The following is a 16,710-nucleotide window of genomic DNA, read 5'->3' as shown; positions in this document are numbered from 1 at the left end:
GTGCTCAGCTGGGGCCTGATGGCGATGGTGCTGGCCTGTCATCGCGAGCTGCGCGCGCTCTTCGACCTGGCCGGCCTCGATCTCAAGGGACTGATCGCCTCCTGGCGGGAGCTCGGTCGCATCGCCGGACCGGCGGCGCTCACCAGCGTCTTCACGCCCATCGCCCTGGGGCTTCTGACCCGCATCATCGCCGATCATGGCCACCCCGCCGTGGCGGGTTATGGTGTCGGCAGCCGCATCGAGGCGATCTCCCAGATCGTCGTGCTGGCGCTCTCGATGACCCTGTCGCCGCTGGTCAGCCAGAACGCCGGGGCCGGCCAGCACGACCGCGTGCGCCGGGCGATCTTCGGCTGCTTCGTCTTCGTGCTGGCTTGGCAACTGCTGGTCTGGGGGGCGCTGCAGGGTCTGGCGCCCTGGTTGGTGGCGGGCTATGCCGAGACGGATGCGGTGGCCGGGGTACTGCGCAGCTTCTTGTGGTGGGTGCCCCTGGGGCTGGGTGCCCAGGGTGTGGTGATCCTGGCGGTCTCGTCGCTCAATGCCCTGCATCGGCCGGCCCTGTCCATGCGCCTGTCGGTGGTCCGGCTATTCGTGCTCACCGTGCCGCTGGCCTGGATGGGCGGTCGCCTGGCCGGCAGCAGCGGGGTCTTCGCCGGCCTGCTCGCGGCCAATCTGCTGGTCGGGCTGCTGGCCTGGTGGCAGATCCGCCGCCAACTGTCGCCTCGGGCCGCCTGACACCGGCGCTGGCCGGGCCCTACCGCGGTGCAGACAGAAGGCTGAAAGGGAGGATCAGGCTTGGCACCGAGGCACTATTAGTCTACATTTGTTAAAAATGTAGAAATTAAACCACGCCACTCGAGGATGCCTCATGAGCCAGATAACCCCCGTCACCTGGGATGACCCCTTCCGCCTGGTCGACCAGCTCAGCGAAGAGGAGCGCATGGTCCGCCAGACGGCCCATGACTACTGCCAGGAGAAGCTGCTGCCGCGGGTGCTCGAAGCCAACCGTCACGAGCGCTTCGACCGCGAGATCATGAACGAGATGGGCGAGCTGGGCCTGCTCGGCGCGACCATCGACGGCTACGGTGGCGCGGGGCTCAACTACGTCAGCTACGGGCTGATCGCCCGCGAGGTGGAGCGGGTCGATTCCGGCTACCGCAGCGCGATGAGCGTGCAGTCGAGCCTGGTGATGTATCCGATCCATGCTTTCGGCAGCGAGGCGCAGCGCGAAAAGTACCTACCGAAGCTGGCCAGCGGCGAGTGGGTGGGGGCGTTCGGCCTCACCGAGCCGGACCACGGCTCCGACCCGGGTGGCATGAGTACCCGCGCCACGCGCATCGACGGCGGCTGGCGGCTGAACGGCACCAAGACCTGGATCACCAACTCGCCCATCGCCGATGTCTTCGTGGTCTGGGCCCGGGACGAAGAAGGCGTGGTCAACGGCTTCATCCTCGAGAAGGGCACGAAGGGGCTCTCCGCGCCCAAGATCGAGGGCAAGTTCAGCCTGCGTGCCTCCGTCACCGGCCAGATCGCCATGCAGGACGTGGAGGTCGGCGACGACGCCCGCCTGCCCGGGGTGAAGGGGCTCAAGGGGCCGTTCTCCTGTCTCAATCGGGCGCGCTACGGGATCGCCTGGGGCACCATGGGTGCCGCCGAGGCCTGCTGGCATGCCGCCCGCGACTACACCCTGGAACGCAAGCAGTTCGGCCGCCCCCTGGCCGCCAACCAGCTCATCCAGAAGAAGCTCGCCGACATGCAGACCGAGATCGCTCTGGGGCTGCAGGCCGCGCTGCGGGTGGGGCGGATGATCGACGAGGAGCAACTGGTGCCCGAGGCGATCTCGCTGATCAAGCGCAACAATTGCGGCAAGGCGCTGGACATCGCGCGGGTGGCTCGCGACATGCACGGCGGCAACGGCATCAGCGACGAGTACCACGTCATCCGTCATGTGATGAACCTCGAGGCGGTGAACACCTACGAGGGCACCCATGACGTGCATGCCCTGATCCTCGGGCGCGCCCAGACCGGTCTCCAGGCGTTCACCGGCTGACGAATAGACACCGTAGACGACCATCAGGGGCACCGGGAACAGGCCGAAGAGGAGGTCCTACGCCAAGGATGGCGTCGGTAGCGTACAGGGACGTATTCACAGCGCCTCCTCGCCGGCCTGTTGCCTGTTCAGACCTGAGCGATCAAGGAGCTCTACATGAGTGGACCGCTGCAGGGCATCACGGTGCTCGATCTTTCGCGGGTGCTGGCCGGGCCCTGGGCCGGCCAGCAGCTGGCCGACCTGGGCGCCCGGGTGATCAAGGTCGAGCACCCCACGCGCGGCGACGACACCCGCGGCTGGGGGCCCCCCTGGCTCGACGGCGATCAGGGAGCCGAGCGCCAGGCGGCCTATTACCTCTGTGCCAACCGCGGCAAGCAGTCGCTGGCGGTGGATATCTCAAGCGAGGGTGGCCAGGCCCTGGTCAAGGAGCTGGCGAAGGGCGCCGACATCCTGCTCGAGAACTTCAAGGTCGGGGGGCTGGCCAAGTACGGCCTCGATTATCCCCGTCTCCGGGCGCTCAATCCACGACTGATCGGCTGCTCGATCACCGGCTTCGGCCAGGACGGCCCCTACGCGCACCGCGCCGGCTACGACTTCATGATCCAGGCCATGGGCGGCCTGATGAGCCTCACCGGCGAACCCGACGGCATGCCCATGAAGACCGGCGTGGCGATCACCGACGTGATGACCGGCCTCTATGCCACGGTCGGGGTGCTGGCGGCCCTCCACGAACGCGAACGCACCGGAAAGGGACGCCACATCGACGTCGCCCTGCTCGATGTCCAGGTCGCGACCCTGGCCAACCAGGCCCTCAATGCCCTGACCAGCGGGTCATCTCCACAGCGTCACGGCAACGCCCATCCCAACATCGTGCCCTATCAGGCCTTCGCCTGCGCCGACGGCCATCTGGTGCTCACCGTGGGCAACGATGCCCAGTTCGCGCGCCTGGCCACTCTGCTGGGGCACCCCGAGTGGGCCGAGGATCCCGCCTACGCCACCAATGCCGCTCGGGTCGGCAATCGGGAGGTCCTGGTGGCGATGATCCAGTCGCGGCTGCTCGGCCGCGAGCGCGACGCCTGGCTCGACGAGCTGGAGATGCGCGGCATTCCGGCGGGGCCCATCAATACCCTGACCGAGGTGTTCGACGACCCCCAGGTGCGCCATCGCGGTCTGCAGCGGACCCTCGACCAGGGCGCTCAGGCGGTGCCCCAGGTGGCGAGTCCGCTGCGCTTCGACGGCGAGGCGCTGACCAGCGGGGTCGCACCGCCCCGGCTCGGCCAGGACAGCGATGCCATCCTCGCCGAGATGGGGCTCTCGACGGACGATATCGCCCGGCTGAGGAAGGAGGGGGTGATCCGCTAGCGCGGCGAGAAGCGCCGCGTGAGCCCGGTCTCGGCGATCATCCGCGTGGAGATCTCCTCCACCGAGAAGCGGGTGGTGTCGATGTAGGGCACGTGCAGCTGGCGATAGAGCCCCTCGGTCTGTTCGACCTCCTGGACGCACTGATCCATGGAGCTGTAGCGGCTGTTGGGGCGCCGCTCGTGGCGGATCGCCGCCAGCCGCCGGGGATCGATGGTCAGGCCGAACAGCTTGTGGCGATGCGGCGCCAGCACCTTGGGCAGCTTGAGGCTGCCATCCTCGTCCAGGTCGTCCTCGGTGAGCGGGTAGTTGGCCGCACGGATGCCGAACTGCAGCGCCAGGTAGAGCGAAGTCGGCGTCTTGCCGCAGCGTGAGACCCCGACCAGGATGATGTCGGCCTGGTCGTACTGGTGGGTGCGCGCCCCGTCGTCGTTGTCCAATGCGAAGTGCACCGAGTGGATGCGGTCCATGTAGACGTCGTCGCGGCCGATGGCGTGGGTGCGCCCCACGCTGTAGGAGGAGTGGGCCTTCAGCTCCTCCTCGAGGGGCTTCAGGAAGGTCGAGAAGATATCGACCTTGAAGCCCGGCGCCTCGCGGATCACCGCGCGGATCTGCTCGTCGACGACGGTGTCGATGATGATCGGCTGCTCGCCGTCGCGTACCGCCGTGGCCTCGATGATCGCCACCAGGGTGCGAGCCTTGTCGAGGGAGTCGATGTAGGGCTTGGTCAACATGCGGATCTCGACGCTCTCGAACTGGGCCAGCAGGCTGCGGCCGAGACTCTCGGCGGTGATGCCGGTTCCGTCGGAGATGAAGAAGGCAGTACGCGTCATGGCGGGTCGCTGTCGTCCGGTCGGGTGGGGCACCCATTGTCGGTGTTGGCCGCGGCTGCGACAAGGGTCAGGCGGCGCCGCGCCGGGGCCTGTCACTACAGGAAACGGGCCCATGGCCTCGCTGTTGTAAAAATCCTCCAGTGACTTCGATGTTAGACCAATGGCGAATATGGAAGGTCGCTGGTAGAGTCGCCAGCATCCCATCATGTCCTGGTCCCTCGAGTGAGACCCGCGCGCTAGACCCAACAGTCAGTTCCGCGAGCGAGGCCCACCGGCGTGATGCACTCGGCGACGATTTTTCTGGGAGGTCTCATGGACGATTACATTCAGTGGTTCGATCAGCTGGGCATGGCGGACGTCGAGCGGGTCGGCGGCAAGAACGCCTCCCTCGGCGAGATGATCTCCAACCTGGCCGATGCCGGCGTCACGGTGCCCGGCGGTTTCGCCACCACGGCGCACGCCTACCGTGAGTTCCTCTCCCACGAGGGGTTGAACGATCGCATCAATCAGGCACTCGCGACCCTTGACGTCGACGACGTCAACGAGCTCGCCCGCGTCGGTGCCCAGATCCGCCAGTGGGTCATCGACACGCCGCTGCCGCCGACCTTCGAGGAGTACCTGCGCGAGAGCTACGACACGCTCCTCGCCATGCACCCCAACCTCAAGGTGGCGGTGCGCAGCTCGGCCACCGCCGAGGACCTGCCGGACGCCTCCTTCGCCGGCCAGCAGGAGACCTTCCTCAACATCGAGGGCTTCGACAACATCAAGCGCGCCGTGCACGAGGTGTTCGCGTCGCTGTTCAACGACCGGGCCATCTCCTACCGCGTTCACCGCGGCTACGCCCACGAGAACGTGGCGCTGTCGGCGGGCATCCAGAAGATGGTGCGCTCCGAGACCGGCGCCTCGGGCGTGATGTTCACCCTGGACACCGAATCCGGCTACCGCGACGCGGTCTTCGTCACCGCCTCCTGGGGCCTGGGCGAGACGGTGGTGCAGGGCGCCGTGAACCCCGACGAGTTCTACGTGCACAAGCCGACCCTGGCAGCGGGTCGTCCGGCGGTGTTGCGCCGTAACCTCGGCTCCAAGCTGATCAAGATGATCTACACCGAGGACACCAGCGCCGGCAAGTCGGTGGAGACCGTCGATGTGCCGCTGGCCGACCGCGGACGCTTCTGCATCAACGACGAGCAGATCATGGACCTGGCCCGCCAGGCGGTGACCATCGAGCAGCACTACCAGCGTCCCATGGACATCGAGTGGGCGCTGGATGGCGACGACGGCAAGCTCTACGTCGTCCAGGCGCGTCCCGAGACCGTGGTGTCTCAGCAGGAGGGCGGCAAGCTCGAGCGCTTCCAGCTCAAGGAGAAGGGCCGCACCCTGGTCTCCGGCCGGGCCATCGGCCAGCGCATCGGCAGCGGCGCGGTGAAGGTGATCTTCTCCCCGGATGACATGGAGAAGGTCCATCCTGGCGACGTGCTGGTCACCGACATGACCGACCCGGACTGGGAGCCGATCATGAAGCGGGCATCGGCCATCGTCACCAACCGCGGCGGGCGCACCTGCCACGCGGCGATCATCGCCCGCGAGCTGGGCATCCCGGCGGTGGTCGGCTGCGGCGACGCCACCGAGGTGCTGGCCGATGGCCGCGACGTTACCGTCTCCTGCGCGGAGGGCGACACCGGCCACGTCTACGAGGGCCTGCTGGACTTCGACCGCCGCGTGACCAGCGTCGATGCGATGCCCGAGATCCCCTTCAAGATCATGATGAACGTGGGTAACCCCGACCGCGCCTTCAGCTTCGCCAGCCTGCCCAGCGCCGGCGTCGGCCTGGCGCGCCTCGAGTTTATCATCAACCGCATGATCGGCGTGCACCCCAAGGCGCTGCTCGAGTACGACACCCTGCCCGCGGACCTGCAGCAGACCATCGACCTGCGCACCGCCGGCTACCCCGATCCGGTCGAGTTCTACGTCGAGAAGCTGGTCGAGGGGATCTCCACCCTGGCCGCCTCCTTCTACCCGCAGCGGGTCATCGTGCGGCTGTCGGACTTCAAGTCCAACGAGTACGAGAACCTCATCGGCGGCAAGCTCTACGAGCCCGGCGAGGAGAATCCCATGCTCGGGTTCCGCGGCGCGGCGCGTTACATCTCCGAGTCCTTCCGCCCCTGCTTCGAGCTGGAGTGCCGGGCGCTAAAGCGGGTGCGCGAGGTGATGGGCCTGGACAACGTCGAGATCATGGTGCCCTTCGTCCGCACCCCCGACGAGGCACGCCAGGTGGTGGAGCTGCTGGCCGCCAACGGCCTTACCCGAGGCGAAAACGGCCTCAAGGTCATCATGATGTGTGAGCTGCCGGCCAACGCCCTGCTGGCCGACGAGTTCCTCGAACACTTCGACGGCTTCTCCATCGGCTCCAACGACCTGACCCAGTTGACCCTGGGGCTGGATCGCGACTCGGGCATCGTCGCGCACCTGTTCGACGAGCGGAACCCGGCCGTCAAGAAGCTGCTCTCCATGGCCATCCAGGCCTGCCGCGCCCAGGGCAAGTACATCGGCATCTGCGGCCAGGGGCCCTCGGACCATCCGGACCTCGCCAAGTGGCTGATGGAGCAGGGCATCGATTCGGTCTCTCTGAACCCGGACGCGGTGCTCGAGACCTGGTTCATGCTGGCCGGTGAGACCCTCGGCTAGGGCATCGTCCGCTCACCACGCACACGAGAAACCCCGCCTAACAGGCGGGGTTTCTCGTGCTGAAGGCGAGGTGGCCCGGGCGCTCTCGTCGTGCCAGGCCGTCCGTCGTTCCAGTCAGCTTGGGCTCAGTCGTCCTCGCCCAGCCACTGGGCGACGAGTTCGGGGTGCGCCTCGACCCAGGCGCGGGCGTTGGCCTCGTAGTCGCCGTTGGCCTGGTTGGCCTCCATCAGGCCCTGGACGTCCTCGGCGCTCCACGCAAAGCGATCCAGGATGTCGGTGATTTCCGGCTGCTCCTCGGCGAGCCCCTGGCGGGTCACGGTGTGGATGCGCTCGTTCTGGGAGTAGAGGCCCTCGGGATCCTCCAGGTAGCGCAGCGACTGCCCCGAGAACACCGGATGCGGGGCCCAGGCGGTGACGACGATCGGCTCCTGGCGGCCCATCGCGGTCTCCAGGGTCTTGCTCATGGCCGCATCGCTGCCGGCGATCAGCCGCCAGTCGTCGAGGCCGTAGGCGTCCATGGCCCGCTCGGTCAGGGCCATGATGCCGGCGCCTGGATCGATGCCGTGAATGCGCTCGCCGAAGGCCTCGCCGGCGTCGACCAGGTCCGCCATCGAGGTCGCCTCGGCGTAGTCGGGCACGGCCAGGCCGATGCGGGCGTCGCGGAGGTTGGGGCCGAGATCGTCGATCCGGTCGGCCGCGGCCTCGTAGTAGCTGGCCTGGGTGACCGGCAGCCAGGCGCCGGTGAAGGCATCCAGCTCGCCGACGGAGAGGCCCTGCCAGATCGCGGCCAGGCTCACCGAGTGGACCTCCACCTCATGGCCGGCGTCCTCGAGGACCGCCTTGAGCACATAGGTGCTGGCCTGACCGGTGGCCCACTCGCCGATGCCCAGGCGCAGGGTGTCGGCCTGGGCCAGCGGGCTGACGGCGCCGAGCAGCAGGCCGGTGGAAGCGAGCAGCGAACGCAAAATCATCTCAAACATCTCCAGCAGGGGCGGGGAAAGCGATCTCAGAGCGCCCCATGATACGCGTTCTGGCGCGATGTCGAAGCCGTTCTTGCACATGCACGGCACGTTGTATGGCTAGACTGCGGGTATGGTTCCCATTGAAGAGGTCGTCATGAAGCGTCCCGGTGATGCCTTTTCCCTGCCGCCGGAGATCGCGAAAAACGTCGATCCGCGCCGGCGCCGGGAGCTGCCACACTACGAGGGGTACGAGTGGCGCCGCGTGGGCGCCGATGCCGTGCTGGTCGATATTACCAACGATATCATCCACGCGGTGATTCACGACATCCTGCGCTGAGCGACTCGCGATGGCGGCGAGCCGGTCAAGGAAAGGAGAACGATATGCTGGAGTCCCTGGATGTCACCCAGGTGTATCGACGCTGTGACATCGCGTCGTTCGATTTCGAGATCACCAGCGAACTCGAGTCGCTGGACCTGCTGAGCGGGCATGAGCGAGCCCGGGACGCGCTGAGTTTCGGCACCGCGATGCGCAGCGACGGCTTCAACCTCTTCGTGCTGGGCACGCCCGGGCACGACCGGGAGAGCCTAGTGGGGCGCTTTCTTGCCGAGCAGGCCCAGCGCGGCCCGACGCCCGGCGACTGGTGCTATCGCTACAACTTCGATGACCCGACCGTGCCGCTGGCGCTCTCCCTGCCGGCGGGCATGGGGCGAGCACTGCGCGAGGATCTCGATGCCCTGATCGAAGAGCTGCGCAGTGCCATTCCCGCGGTCTTCGAGAGCGAGGAGTACCAGAATCGCCTCCACGAGCTGAAGCAGGCCATGAGCGAACGGCAGCGCGATGCCGTCGAGGACGTGCGTCGCGAGGCTCGTGAGCACGGCATCTTGCTGCTCTCCACGCCCAACGGCTTCACCTTCGCGCCGGCCGACGGCGACAAGATGATGGCGCCGGAAGCCTTCGAGAAGCTTCCCGCTGAGGAGCGCGAACGCATCGAGCACAAGGTCGAGGAGCTGCAGCGCCAGCTCACCCAGGCTATCCGTCAGATGCCGCGCCTCGCCAAGCAGCTTCGCCAGCGGGCCAACGACCTCAACGCGGAGATGCTCGAATCGGCCATCGGGTCACCGCTGGACGAACTCAAGGAGCGTTACGCCGACCAGGAGGGCGTCATCACCCACCTCGACGCGATCCGCGAGGCGATCCTCTTCAATGCCGACTCCTTCATCGATGAGAACGCCGACATCCCGGCGGAGGCGGTGTTCAGCCGGTTCCAGGTCAACCAGCTGGTAGACAACGCCGAGGCCGAGGGGGCGCCCGTGATTCATCAGGACCTGCCCACTCATCAGCACCTGGTGGGGCGCATCGAGCACCACGTGCAGAACGGCACCCTGCTTACCGATTTCCTGCTGATTCGCCCCGGCGCCCTGCATCGTGCCAACGGCGGCTACCTGGTGCTGGACGTGCGCGGCGTGCTCACCCAGCCGGGCGCCTGGGAGACTCTCAAGCGGGTGCTGCGGGCCGGCGAGATCCGCACCGAGTCCCTCGAGCAGGCCTACGGCCTGATCAGCACCGTGACCCTGGAGCCGCAGCCGATCCCGCTGGACATCAAGATCGTGCTGCTCGGCGACCGGCTGCTCTACTACCTGCTCTGCGAGCATGATCCGGAGTTTCTCGAGCTGTTCAAGGTGCAGGCCGATCTCGAGGACGAGCTCGATCGCGACCCCGAGCACGAGGCCTTCTACGCCCGCATGGTGGCGACGCTGGCGCGCACCGCGGCGCTGCGGCCCCTGGATCGGGAGGGCGTGGCCGCGGTGGTCGAGCGCGCCAGCCGCCTGGCCGACGACCAGCGTAAGCTGACGGCGCGCCACCGCGACCTCCACGACCTGCTGCTGGAGGCCGATCACTGGGCCGGCCAGGAGGACGCCCGGGTGGTCGGCCGGGCCCATGTCGAGCGGGCGGTAGCGCAGCAGCTCTGGCGGGCGGGGCGCCTTCGCGAGCGCAGCCACGAGCTGTTCACCCGCGGCACCCTGATGGTCGCCACCGAGGGGCGCGTGGTCGGCCAGGTCAATGGTCTCTCGGTGATACAGCTGGGCGAGAGCGCCTTCGGCCAGCCCTCGCGTATCACCGCCACGGCGCGTCCCGGCGAGGGCCGGGTGGTCGATATCGAACGCGAGGCACGCACCGGCGGGCGGATCCATGCCAAGGCCGTGATGATCCTCTCCCGCTACCTGGCGAGCCGCTACGCGGCGCTGGAGCCGCTGTCGCTCTCGGCGAGTCTTGCCTTCGAGCAGTCCTACGGCGGCGTCGAGGGCGACAGCGCCTCGGTGGCCGAGGCCTGTGCCTTGGTCTCGGCCATCGCCGGGGTGGGGCTCGACCAGGCCTTCGCCGTGACCGGCTCCATCGACCAGCACGGCAGGGTCCAGGCGGTGGGCGGGGTGAACGAGAAGATCGAGGGCTTCTTCGACGTCTGCCGTTCACGTGGCGCGCTGTCGGGCCAGGCGGTGATCCTGCCGAGGACCAACGTCGAGCACCTGATGCTCAAGGGCGAGGTGCGTGAGGCCATCGAGCAGGGGCAGTTCCGGGTCTTCGCGATCTCCCGGGTGGACGAGGCCCTGTCGCTGCTCACCGGGTTGCCCATCGGCGAAGCCGACGCCCAAGGGCACTTTCCCGAGGACAGCCTCGAGGCGCGGATGGCCGAGCGGCTGTCACAGTTCCGCGAGTCGGTGAAACAGGCCCGGCAGGCGGAGCGCGGCCTCGCCGACGGCGAAACCGAAGAGGAGGACGAGGACGATGCATCCTGACCAGGCGGAACCGCCCCTCGGTGGCGATCCGGGCGCCAGGGTGGCCGGCAAGGACGTCAGGGTCGTGCGGGTACTGACCCTGCTCGATGCCTCGCGCCACAGCCTGTCCGCGCTCGCCGCCGCGGTGGATCTCGCGGCGGCGCGCCACGCCGAGCTGGTGGCGCTGTTCGTCGAGGACCAGGAGCTTCTGAGCAGCGCCGGCTTTCCCTTTGCCTGCGAGATTGGCGCGGTCTCCGGGCGAGTGCGCCGGCTCTCCCGCGAGGATCTCGTGGCCGGCCAGGCGCGTCAGGCTCGCCGTGTGACCGAGGCGCTGGAGGCCGCGGTGGCCGGGCGGGAGCTGCGCCACGAACTCAGGGTCAGTCGCGGCAGGATCGTCAGCGAGGCGCAGGCCCTGGCCGGGCCAGGGGACGTGCTGATGCTGGGCAAGGCCGGCTTCTCGGGGCACTGGGGCGTGCGCCTGGGCTCCACCAGCCGCGCCCTGATGCTCGAGGCACCCTGCACGGTGATCATCTGGGACGAGCGCTTGCCGCTGGCTCGTGGGCCCCTGCGCACCCTGGCCGAGCCGGACGCCCAGCAGCACGCTCCCCTAGAGGTTCCCGAGGCCCTGGCTCGGCTGTTCGAGGGTGAGGAGGTCCTGGAGGCGAGCGATGCGCGGGATCTCGAGCACCGGCTCCGGCGGGCGACCAGCGGCGCGCTGCTGCTGCACCGCCCTCGGCTCGCGCGGCTGGCCGAGCAGGACCCCGACCTGCTGGCGCGGCTGCCGATCCCCGTGATCGTCGTGCCCTGAGCGACGCTGCGTGGCCCTCGGCGATCGACCCGGACGATACCTCCCCACAGGGCGGCGAGAATTTGGCAAGATGGCGTCCCCTGAACAGGCGACGCGGGAATCGATCGGGATGACATACTTGCTGGTGATGGGGGCGCTGGCGCTCTCCGTCTGCTTTACCCTGGGCTGGGGCATGATCGGCATAGGGCGCTGGCTGGGTCGCCGGCTGCCCGGCGGGGGCGGCTCGGCGTCCCGGCAGAAGGCGTGCCGGGCACCGAACCGGCCCAAGGCCGCACCGCCTCCTAAGGCCTCGACTAAAGCCTCCGCCAAGACGCCCCCCAAGGCCACGGGGAGCCGCCGGGCCGCCAGGACCAAGCCCCCCTCGGAGCCCTGGCGCCTGACCTGCTGGCTGGCCCGGCGGCGCTCGTCGCTGCCGCTGGGCCTGCTGGCCCTGCTGCTCTATGGCGGGAGCCGCCTGGCCGAGTACGGCATGGCCTTTCGCCCCCACGAGGTCCCCGGGGAGTTTCACCGCCTCGTCGAGGGCCTTGGCTGGACCGCCGCCGTACTGCTGGCCCTGGCCGCCGTGAGCCTGCTGGCGGCTTGGCGCTGTCGCCGCTAGGCGTCGCGACGCGCGAGCCGGTCTCACCTATGCTGTCATGGCCCCGAGTCGAGACAAGGAGCCACGACCATGGTCATCCCTATCGTCCGTTTGTGTGCGGCGATGCTGCTACTGACCCTCTTCACGCTGCTGCTGGTGCCGACGGTGCGAGCCGAGACGGCGTTCCAGTACCAGCGCCCCGACGCCACGCCGCCGGCGGGAGCCGAGAGCGAGAAGGCACCCGTCGGTCCCTTCCAGCGCTTCGCGGTGACCACGGCGCATCCCCTGGCCACCGACGCCGGCTATCAGATCCTCGCGGCGGGAGGCTCGGCCATCGATGCCGCCATCGCCGTGCAGATGGTGCTCACCCTGGTCGAGCCCCAGTCCAGCGGCATCGGCGGCGGTTCCTTCCTGATGCATCACGACGGCGAGGAGGTCAGGGCGTACGACGGGCGCGAGACCGCCCCCTCCTCGGCCAAGGAAGGGCTCTTCCTGGATCAGGAGGGCGAGCCTCTAGCGTTCATGAAGGCCGTGGCCAGCGGCCGCTCGGTCGGCGTGCCCGGCACCCTGCGCATGCTGGAGACGGCCCACGGCGAGCACGGGCGACTGCCCTGGGCCGTGCTCTTCGAGCCGGCCATCACCCTGGCCGACGATGGGTTTCCGGTTGGTGCCGGGCTGCACGCGAGCCTGGCCGACACCGAGACCCTGCGTGACGACGCCCAGGCCTCGGGCTTCTTCTTCACCGAGCAGGGGGAGCCCCTGCCGGAAGGGCACAGGCTCAAGAACCCGGCGCTGGCCGTTATCCTCCAGCGAGTCGCCGAGCAGGACAGCTCGGTGTTGCACACCGGGGAGGTCGCCGAGGACATCGTGGGGCGGGTGCAGCATCATCCCGCCATCCCCGGCAGCCTGCGCCTCGAGGATCTCGCCACCTACACGGCGAAGGAGCGCGAGCCGCTCTGCAGCGACTGGCAGGACTATCGCGTCTGCGGCTTCCCGCCGCCCGCCTCGGGGCACCTGACCGTGATGCAGATCCTCGGCATCCTGGCGCAGCTGCCGCCCTCGAAGGCCGGCCTGGAGGACGAGCTTCCCGGCGTCGAGTGGCTGCATCGTTTCCTCGAGGCCTCGCGGCTGGCCTTCGCCGACCGCGGGCGCTATATCGCCGATCCGGCCTTCGTCGAGGCGCCCGGGGGGGACTGGTCGCTGATGATCGCCCCCGACTACCTGGCCGAGCGCGCCGCCCTGATCGAGGCGACGCACAGCCTGGGCAGCGGCGGCGCGAGCCCGGGCAACCCGGGCGTCGTGGCCACCGCCTGGGCCGTGCAGCCGATGCAGCCGGAAGCGGGCACCAGCCACATCAGCATCGTCGATGAGCACGGTAACGCGCTGGCCATGACCAGTTCCCTCGGGCAGGCCTTCGGCGCGCGCATCCTCTCCAACGGGGGCACCGGCATGCCGGGTGGCTTCCTGCTCAACAACGCGCTGACCGACTTTTCCTTCACGCCCACGGACGATCAGGGCACGCCCATCGCCAATCGGGTGGAGCCCGGCAAGCGCCCGCGCTCCAGCATGACCCCGACGCTGGTCGTCGAGCGCGACAGCGATGCACTGGTGGCGAGCCTCGGATCGCGAGGGGGCGCGGCCATCATCCACGACACCGCCCGCTCACTGGTGGCGATGCTCGACTGGAGCCTGGGCGTCCAGCAAGCACTGGACTTGCCCCATGTCACCACGACGGGCGGAGCGGTCTTTCTGGAGGCCGACCGTTTTCCACCCGCCACCCTGCAGGCGCTGCGCGAGCTCGGTCACGAGGTGGAGGAGCGAGATGCGGCCGGCGGCCTGCAGGCGATCCGACGCACCGAGGAGGGCCTCGTCGGAGCCACCGACCCACGCCGCGAGGGCGTCGTGCGGGGAGAGTGAGGAGCCGCCCGCCTCGACGATGCTCCGGGCCCGCTAGCCTCGCAGCCAGTTGCGCAGCTTGACCAGCAGCAGGGCGCCGTCCCCCAGGCGTCGACGCTCGGCGATCAGCTCAGCCAGCAGGGCCGGGCGGTCGGTGATGATGCCGTCCACTCCCAGGTCGATCAGTCGCGACATCGCGTTGCGCTCATTGAGGGTCCAGGCGAGCAGTGCGTAGTCGTAGTGCCCGGCCAGGCGGATCTCCTCCTCGTCGATGCGGTTGTGGCGAAGTGCCAGGGCATCGAAGCCACGACGCTCCAGGCTGCCCGACAGCACCAGCTGGGCCAGCAGGGTGGTGCCCAGGCGAGGCTCGCGTCGTGCCACCTCACGCAGTAGCCAGGGCGAACGGGTGGCCACGCGCATCTCTCCCATGATGTCGGGATTGGCACAGGCCAGGGCGGTGATCCGGTCCTCGGCGCGCGCTCGGCAGGCCCGGCGATGTGTCCCTTCTCGCTGCAACTCGTCGAGCACCGCCTCGAGCAGGTCGAGCTCGCGTCCGGGGTCGGGCTTGAGTTCGATCATCAGCCAGGCGCGTCCCCGCACCGTCGCCAGCGCCTCGTCCAGCCCCGGAATCCGTTCGCCGATGAAGGGGTCGCCGAACCAGCTGCCGACGTCGAAGGCGTCGAGGGACGCCCGCGGCAGCGTGCCGACTCGCCGGTCGTCGCCGGTCAGCCGCTCGAGGCTCGCGTCGTGATAGAGCACGACGCGGTCGTCGGCGGTCAGGCGCACGTCGATCTCGATGCCGTCGGCGCCGTCGTCGATGGCCTGGTCCAGCGCCGCCAGGGTGTTCTCCGGCGCCTTCAGCGAGCTGCCGCGGTGGGCGATGATCTCGACCTCGTCGCGGATCTCGAAGCGGTTGACGATCAGCCAGGCCTGGCCGATGGCGAACAGCACCACGGCGAGCTCCACGGCCCAGGCCAGGCGGTGCGGATGGCTGCCGGCCGGGGGAGGCTCGGGGCGTGGCTCGCGGTGCGCCAGGCGCAGATACAGGCAGGTGGCCTGCAGGGCATTGGCGGCGATGCCGCCGAAGGCGATGGCCAGGGTGATGAGCAGGTAGGCGGTGAGGTAGGCGAGCATGGCCGGGATCAGCACCGCGTTGCGCTCGGGTAGCCACCACAGCAGCGGCGTGACCACCCGGTCGAACAGGGCGGTGGCGAGCAGGGGCAGGCCGACGATGCCGAGCAGCAACAGCAGCACCGCCGCGGCGATGTGGCGTCCCTGACCCCGGGTCAGCCGCATGCTGCGGGCGAGGGCCGCCCGGGGAGGCAGCGCCTCCAGGGTCAGCACCGTCAGCGCCAGGTGCCAGCGCACGTAGAGGCCGCCCGCCAGCAGGGCCCAGGTGAGCACGGGTATCAGGGCGCTGGCGAGGAAGGCCCAGAAGACCGGGGGGCGCACGCGCTGCACGAAGTAGGGGTCCAGATCCCCGAGGAAGAGATCGTGCAGCCCGCCCAGGGCAACGGCCAGGGGGATGAGCAGCAGCAGCTGGGCGCCGACCTGCACCACGACCAGGCCGACGATGGCCGGCAAGCGGTGTAGCGTGGCCCAGAGGGCCTCGAAGGCCAGGCGGACATGGTTGTCGCGAGGGCGCACCGCGACCAGGATCATGCCGGACTGCTGCAGGTAGAGCACCAGGAACGTCAGGCCGACGGCGGCCAGCAGCCACAGCAGTCCCCCGGGGCTCATCAGCAGCGCGATCAGCTCGCCGTTGGTGATCACCGGTCGGCCGAACTGGCCGATCAGGCTCGATAGCGTCCAACCCACGGCCGGCAGCAGCAGGCTCGAGGCCAGCAGGGTGAAGAAGAGGTGATAGGCGATCAATGGGCGCAGGTGCTCGCGCAGGGTGCGCAGCACGTCGCCGCTCAGTCGTGACAGGGCCAGCATGGATGCGCCAGGGTGACTGCGATGTCGTCAGGGTGGCATCGCGCCTTCCTCACGAGCAAGGGGAGGGGCGCGCATCGTGCCCCCGGGCCCCGCGGACGCGCGCGGGGCCGTGGCGGTGCGGCGACCGTCAGCGCTCCAGGTCCAGCCGCTCGTCGGCGATCAGGATGCCGTTGTTGTCGGCGTAGAGCCACTGGCCGGGCGCCATGGTCACCCCGGCGAAGGTCACGGGCAGGTCGCGCTGCCCCTCGCCGCGTTTCTCGCTCTTACGCGGGTGGGCGCCCAGCGCCTGGATGCCGAGCTCGGTCTCGGCCAGCACGTCGACGTCGCGCACGCAGCCGTACATCACCACGCCGGCCCAGCCGTTCCCGGCGGCCTGTTCGGCGAGCATGTCGCCGAGCATGGCGCAGCGGGTGGAACCGCCGGCATCGACCACCAGCACGGCGCCGTCGCCGGGCTCGGCCACGGCCTGCTTGACCAGGGAGTTGTCCTCGAAGCACTTGACGGTACGGATCGGGCCGCAGAAGGCCTCCAGGCCGCCGACGTTGACGAACGTCGGCTCGAGCACCCGCACGTCGGGGTAGGCGTCGCAAATATCCGGGGTAACGATATGGCTCACGGTGATGGCTCCTGAGGTCGGTCCTGATATCGAGAGTGATCGATGATGTCATGCGCGGGACATAACGACAGGTCCCCTTTGGTGGCAGACATCGTCCGGTGGGCGGTGAAGCGGCAACAAGAGCCGATAAAGAGCCAAAAAAAGCGCCCCGTGAGGGGCGCTTCGGTCATCGGCTCCGGCCACCGCGAACGGTGGCCTTCGATGTTGCGAGCAT

General features: G+C 68.9%; 13 protein-coding genes. 9 read left to right on the top strand and 4 right to left on the bottom strand.

Translation table 11 applies throughout. The annotated features are described in order from the left end of the window. From FEI13_RS03795 to FEI13_RS03785, 3 genes are all read left to right on the top strand, one after another. Complete coding sequence (locus FEI13_RS03795) at positions 1 to 732, top strand: MATE family efflux transporter (RefSeq protein WP_240036412.1); 732 nt, start codon at positions 1 to 3, stop codon at positions 730 to 732. A 133-nt stretch (positions 733 to 865) separates the two neighbouring features. Then, entirely contained in the window at positions 866 to 2,047 is a 1,182-nt protein-coding gene (locus FEI13_RS03790; RefSeq protein ID WP_138179694.1) for an acyl-CoA dehydrogenase, read from the top strand. A 156-nt stretch (positions 2,048 to 2,203) separates the two neighbouring features. After that, positions 2,204 to 3,409, top strand: coding sequence for a CaiB/BaiF CoA transferase family protein (locus FEI13_RS03785; protein ID WP_138179692.1), 1,206 nt, complete (start codon positions 2,204 to 2,206; stop codon positions 3,407 to 3,409). Here FEI13_RS03785 and ppsR read toward each other — a convergent pair. Further along, entirely contained in the window at positions 3,406 to 4,239 is an 834-nt protein-coding gene (gene ppsR, locus FEI13_RS03780; RefSeq protein WP_138179689.1) for a posphoenolpyruvate synthetase regulatory kinase/phosphorylase PpsR, read from the bottom strand. The two genes, FEI13_RS03785 and ppsR, sit on opposite strands and share 4 nt — an antisense overlap. A gap of 312 nt (positions 4,240 to 4,551) precedes the next feature. Here ppsR and ppsA point away from each other — a divergent pair, with 312 nt between their 5' ends. After that, positions 4,552 to 6,924 carry a phosphoenolpyruvate synthase gene (gene ppsA, locus FEI13_RS03775; RefSeq protein WP_138179688.1) on the top strand — a complete coding sequence of 791 codons (2,373 nt, stop codon included), beginning with the start codon at positions 4,552 to 4,554 and terminating at the stop codon, positions 6,922 to 6,924. Between the two features lie 125 nt (positions 6,925 to 7,049). Here the strand turns inward: ppsA and FEI13_RS03770 are convergent, their stop codons facing one another. Then, on the bottom strand, positions 7,050 to 7,895 hold the full coding sequence (locus FEI13_RS03770; protein ID WP_158294508.1) for a glycine betaine ABC transporter substrate-binding protein: 846 nt from the start codon (positions 7,893 to 7,895) through the stop codon (positions 7,050 to 7,052). 145 nt (positions 7,896 to 8,040) lie between these two features. Between FEI13_RS03770 and FEI13_RS03765 the strand changes: the two genes are divergently transcribed. From FEI13_RS03765 to FEI13_RS03745, 5 genes are all read left to right on the top strand, one after another. Then, positions 8,041 to 8,223 carry an RcnB family protein gene (locus FEI13_RS03765; RefSeq protein WP_158294507.1) on the top strand — a complete coding sequence of 61 codons (183 nt, stop codon included), beginning with the start codon at positions 8,041 to 8,043 and terminating at the stop codon, positions 8,221 to 8,223. Between the two features lie 44 nt (positions 8,224 to 8,267). Beyond that, positions 8,268 to 10,682 (top strand): Lon protease family protein, encoded by a 2,415-nt coding sequence (locus FEI13_RS03760; RefSeq protein WP_138179681.1) that lies wholly within the window; start codon positions 8,268 to 8,270, stop codon positions 10,680 to 10,682. Beyond that, a complete protein-coding gene (locus FEI13_RS03755) occupies positions 10,672 to 11,469 on the top strand; it encodes a universal stress protein (protein ID WP_138179679.1) in 798 nt (265 codons plus the stop codon). Before FEI13_RS03760 ends, FEI13_RS03755 begins: the two co-directional genes overlap by 11 nt. A 109-nt stretch (positions 11,470 to 11,578) precedes the next feature. Further along, on the top strand, positions 11,579 to 12,067 hold the full coding sequence (locus tag FEI13_RS03750) for a hypothetical protein (RefSeq protein WP_138179677.1): 489 nt from the start codon (positions 11,579 to 11,581) through the stop codon (positions 12,065 to 12,067). Between the two features lie 69 nt (positions 12,068 to 12,136). Next, on the top strand, positions 12,137 to 13,963 hold the full coding sequence (locus tag FEI13_RS03745; RefSeq protein ID WP_138179675.1) for a gamma-glutamyltransferase family protein: 1,827 nt from the start codon (positions 12,137 to 12,139) through the stop codon (positions 13,961 to 13,963). Positions 13,964 to 13,996: 33 nt separating this feature from the next. On the opposite strand, the gene FEI13_RS03740 is transcribed toward FEI13_RS03745, so the two are convergent. Together FEI13_RS03740 and rraA are read right to left on the bottom strand one after the other, a co-directional pair. Next, positions 13,997 to 15,880: a glycerophosphodiester phosphodiesterase family protein gene (locus FEI13_RS03740; protein WP_138179673.1), complete on the bottom strand. Its 1,884-nt coding sequence runs from the start codon at positions 15,878 to 15,880 to the stop codon at positions 13,997 to 13,999. A gap of 127 nt (positions 15,881 to 16,007) precedes the next feature. Next, positions 16,008 to 16,496: a ribonuclease E activity regulator RraA gene (rraA, locus tag FEI13_RS03735; protein ID WP_138179671.1), complete on the bottom strand. Its 489-nt coding sequence runs from the start codon at positions 16,494 to 16,496 to the stop codon at positions 16,008 to 16,010. Positions 16,497 to 16,710 lie beyond the last annotated feature (214 nt).

Origin of the sequence: Halomonas urmiana, assembly GCF_005780185.1 — a bacterium.
Lineage (GTDB): Bacteria > Pseudomonadota > Gammaproteobacteria > Pseudomonadales > Halomonadaceae > Halomonas > Halomonas urmiana.
This window is presented reverse-complemented; position numbering and strand designations above follow the sequence as displayed.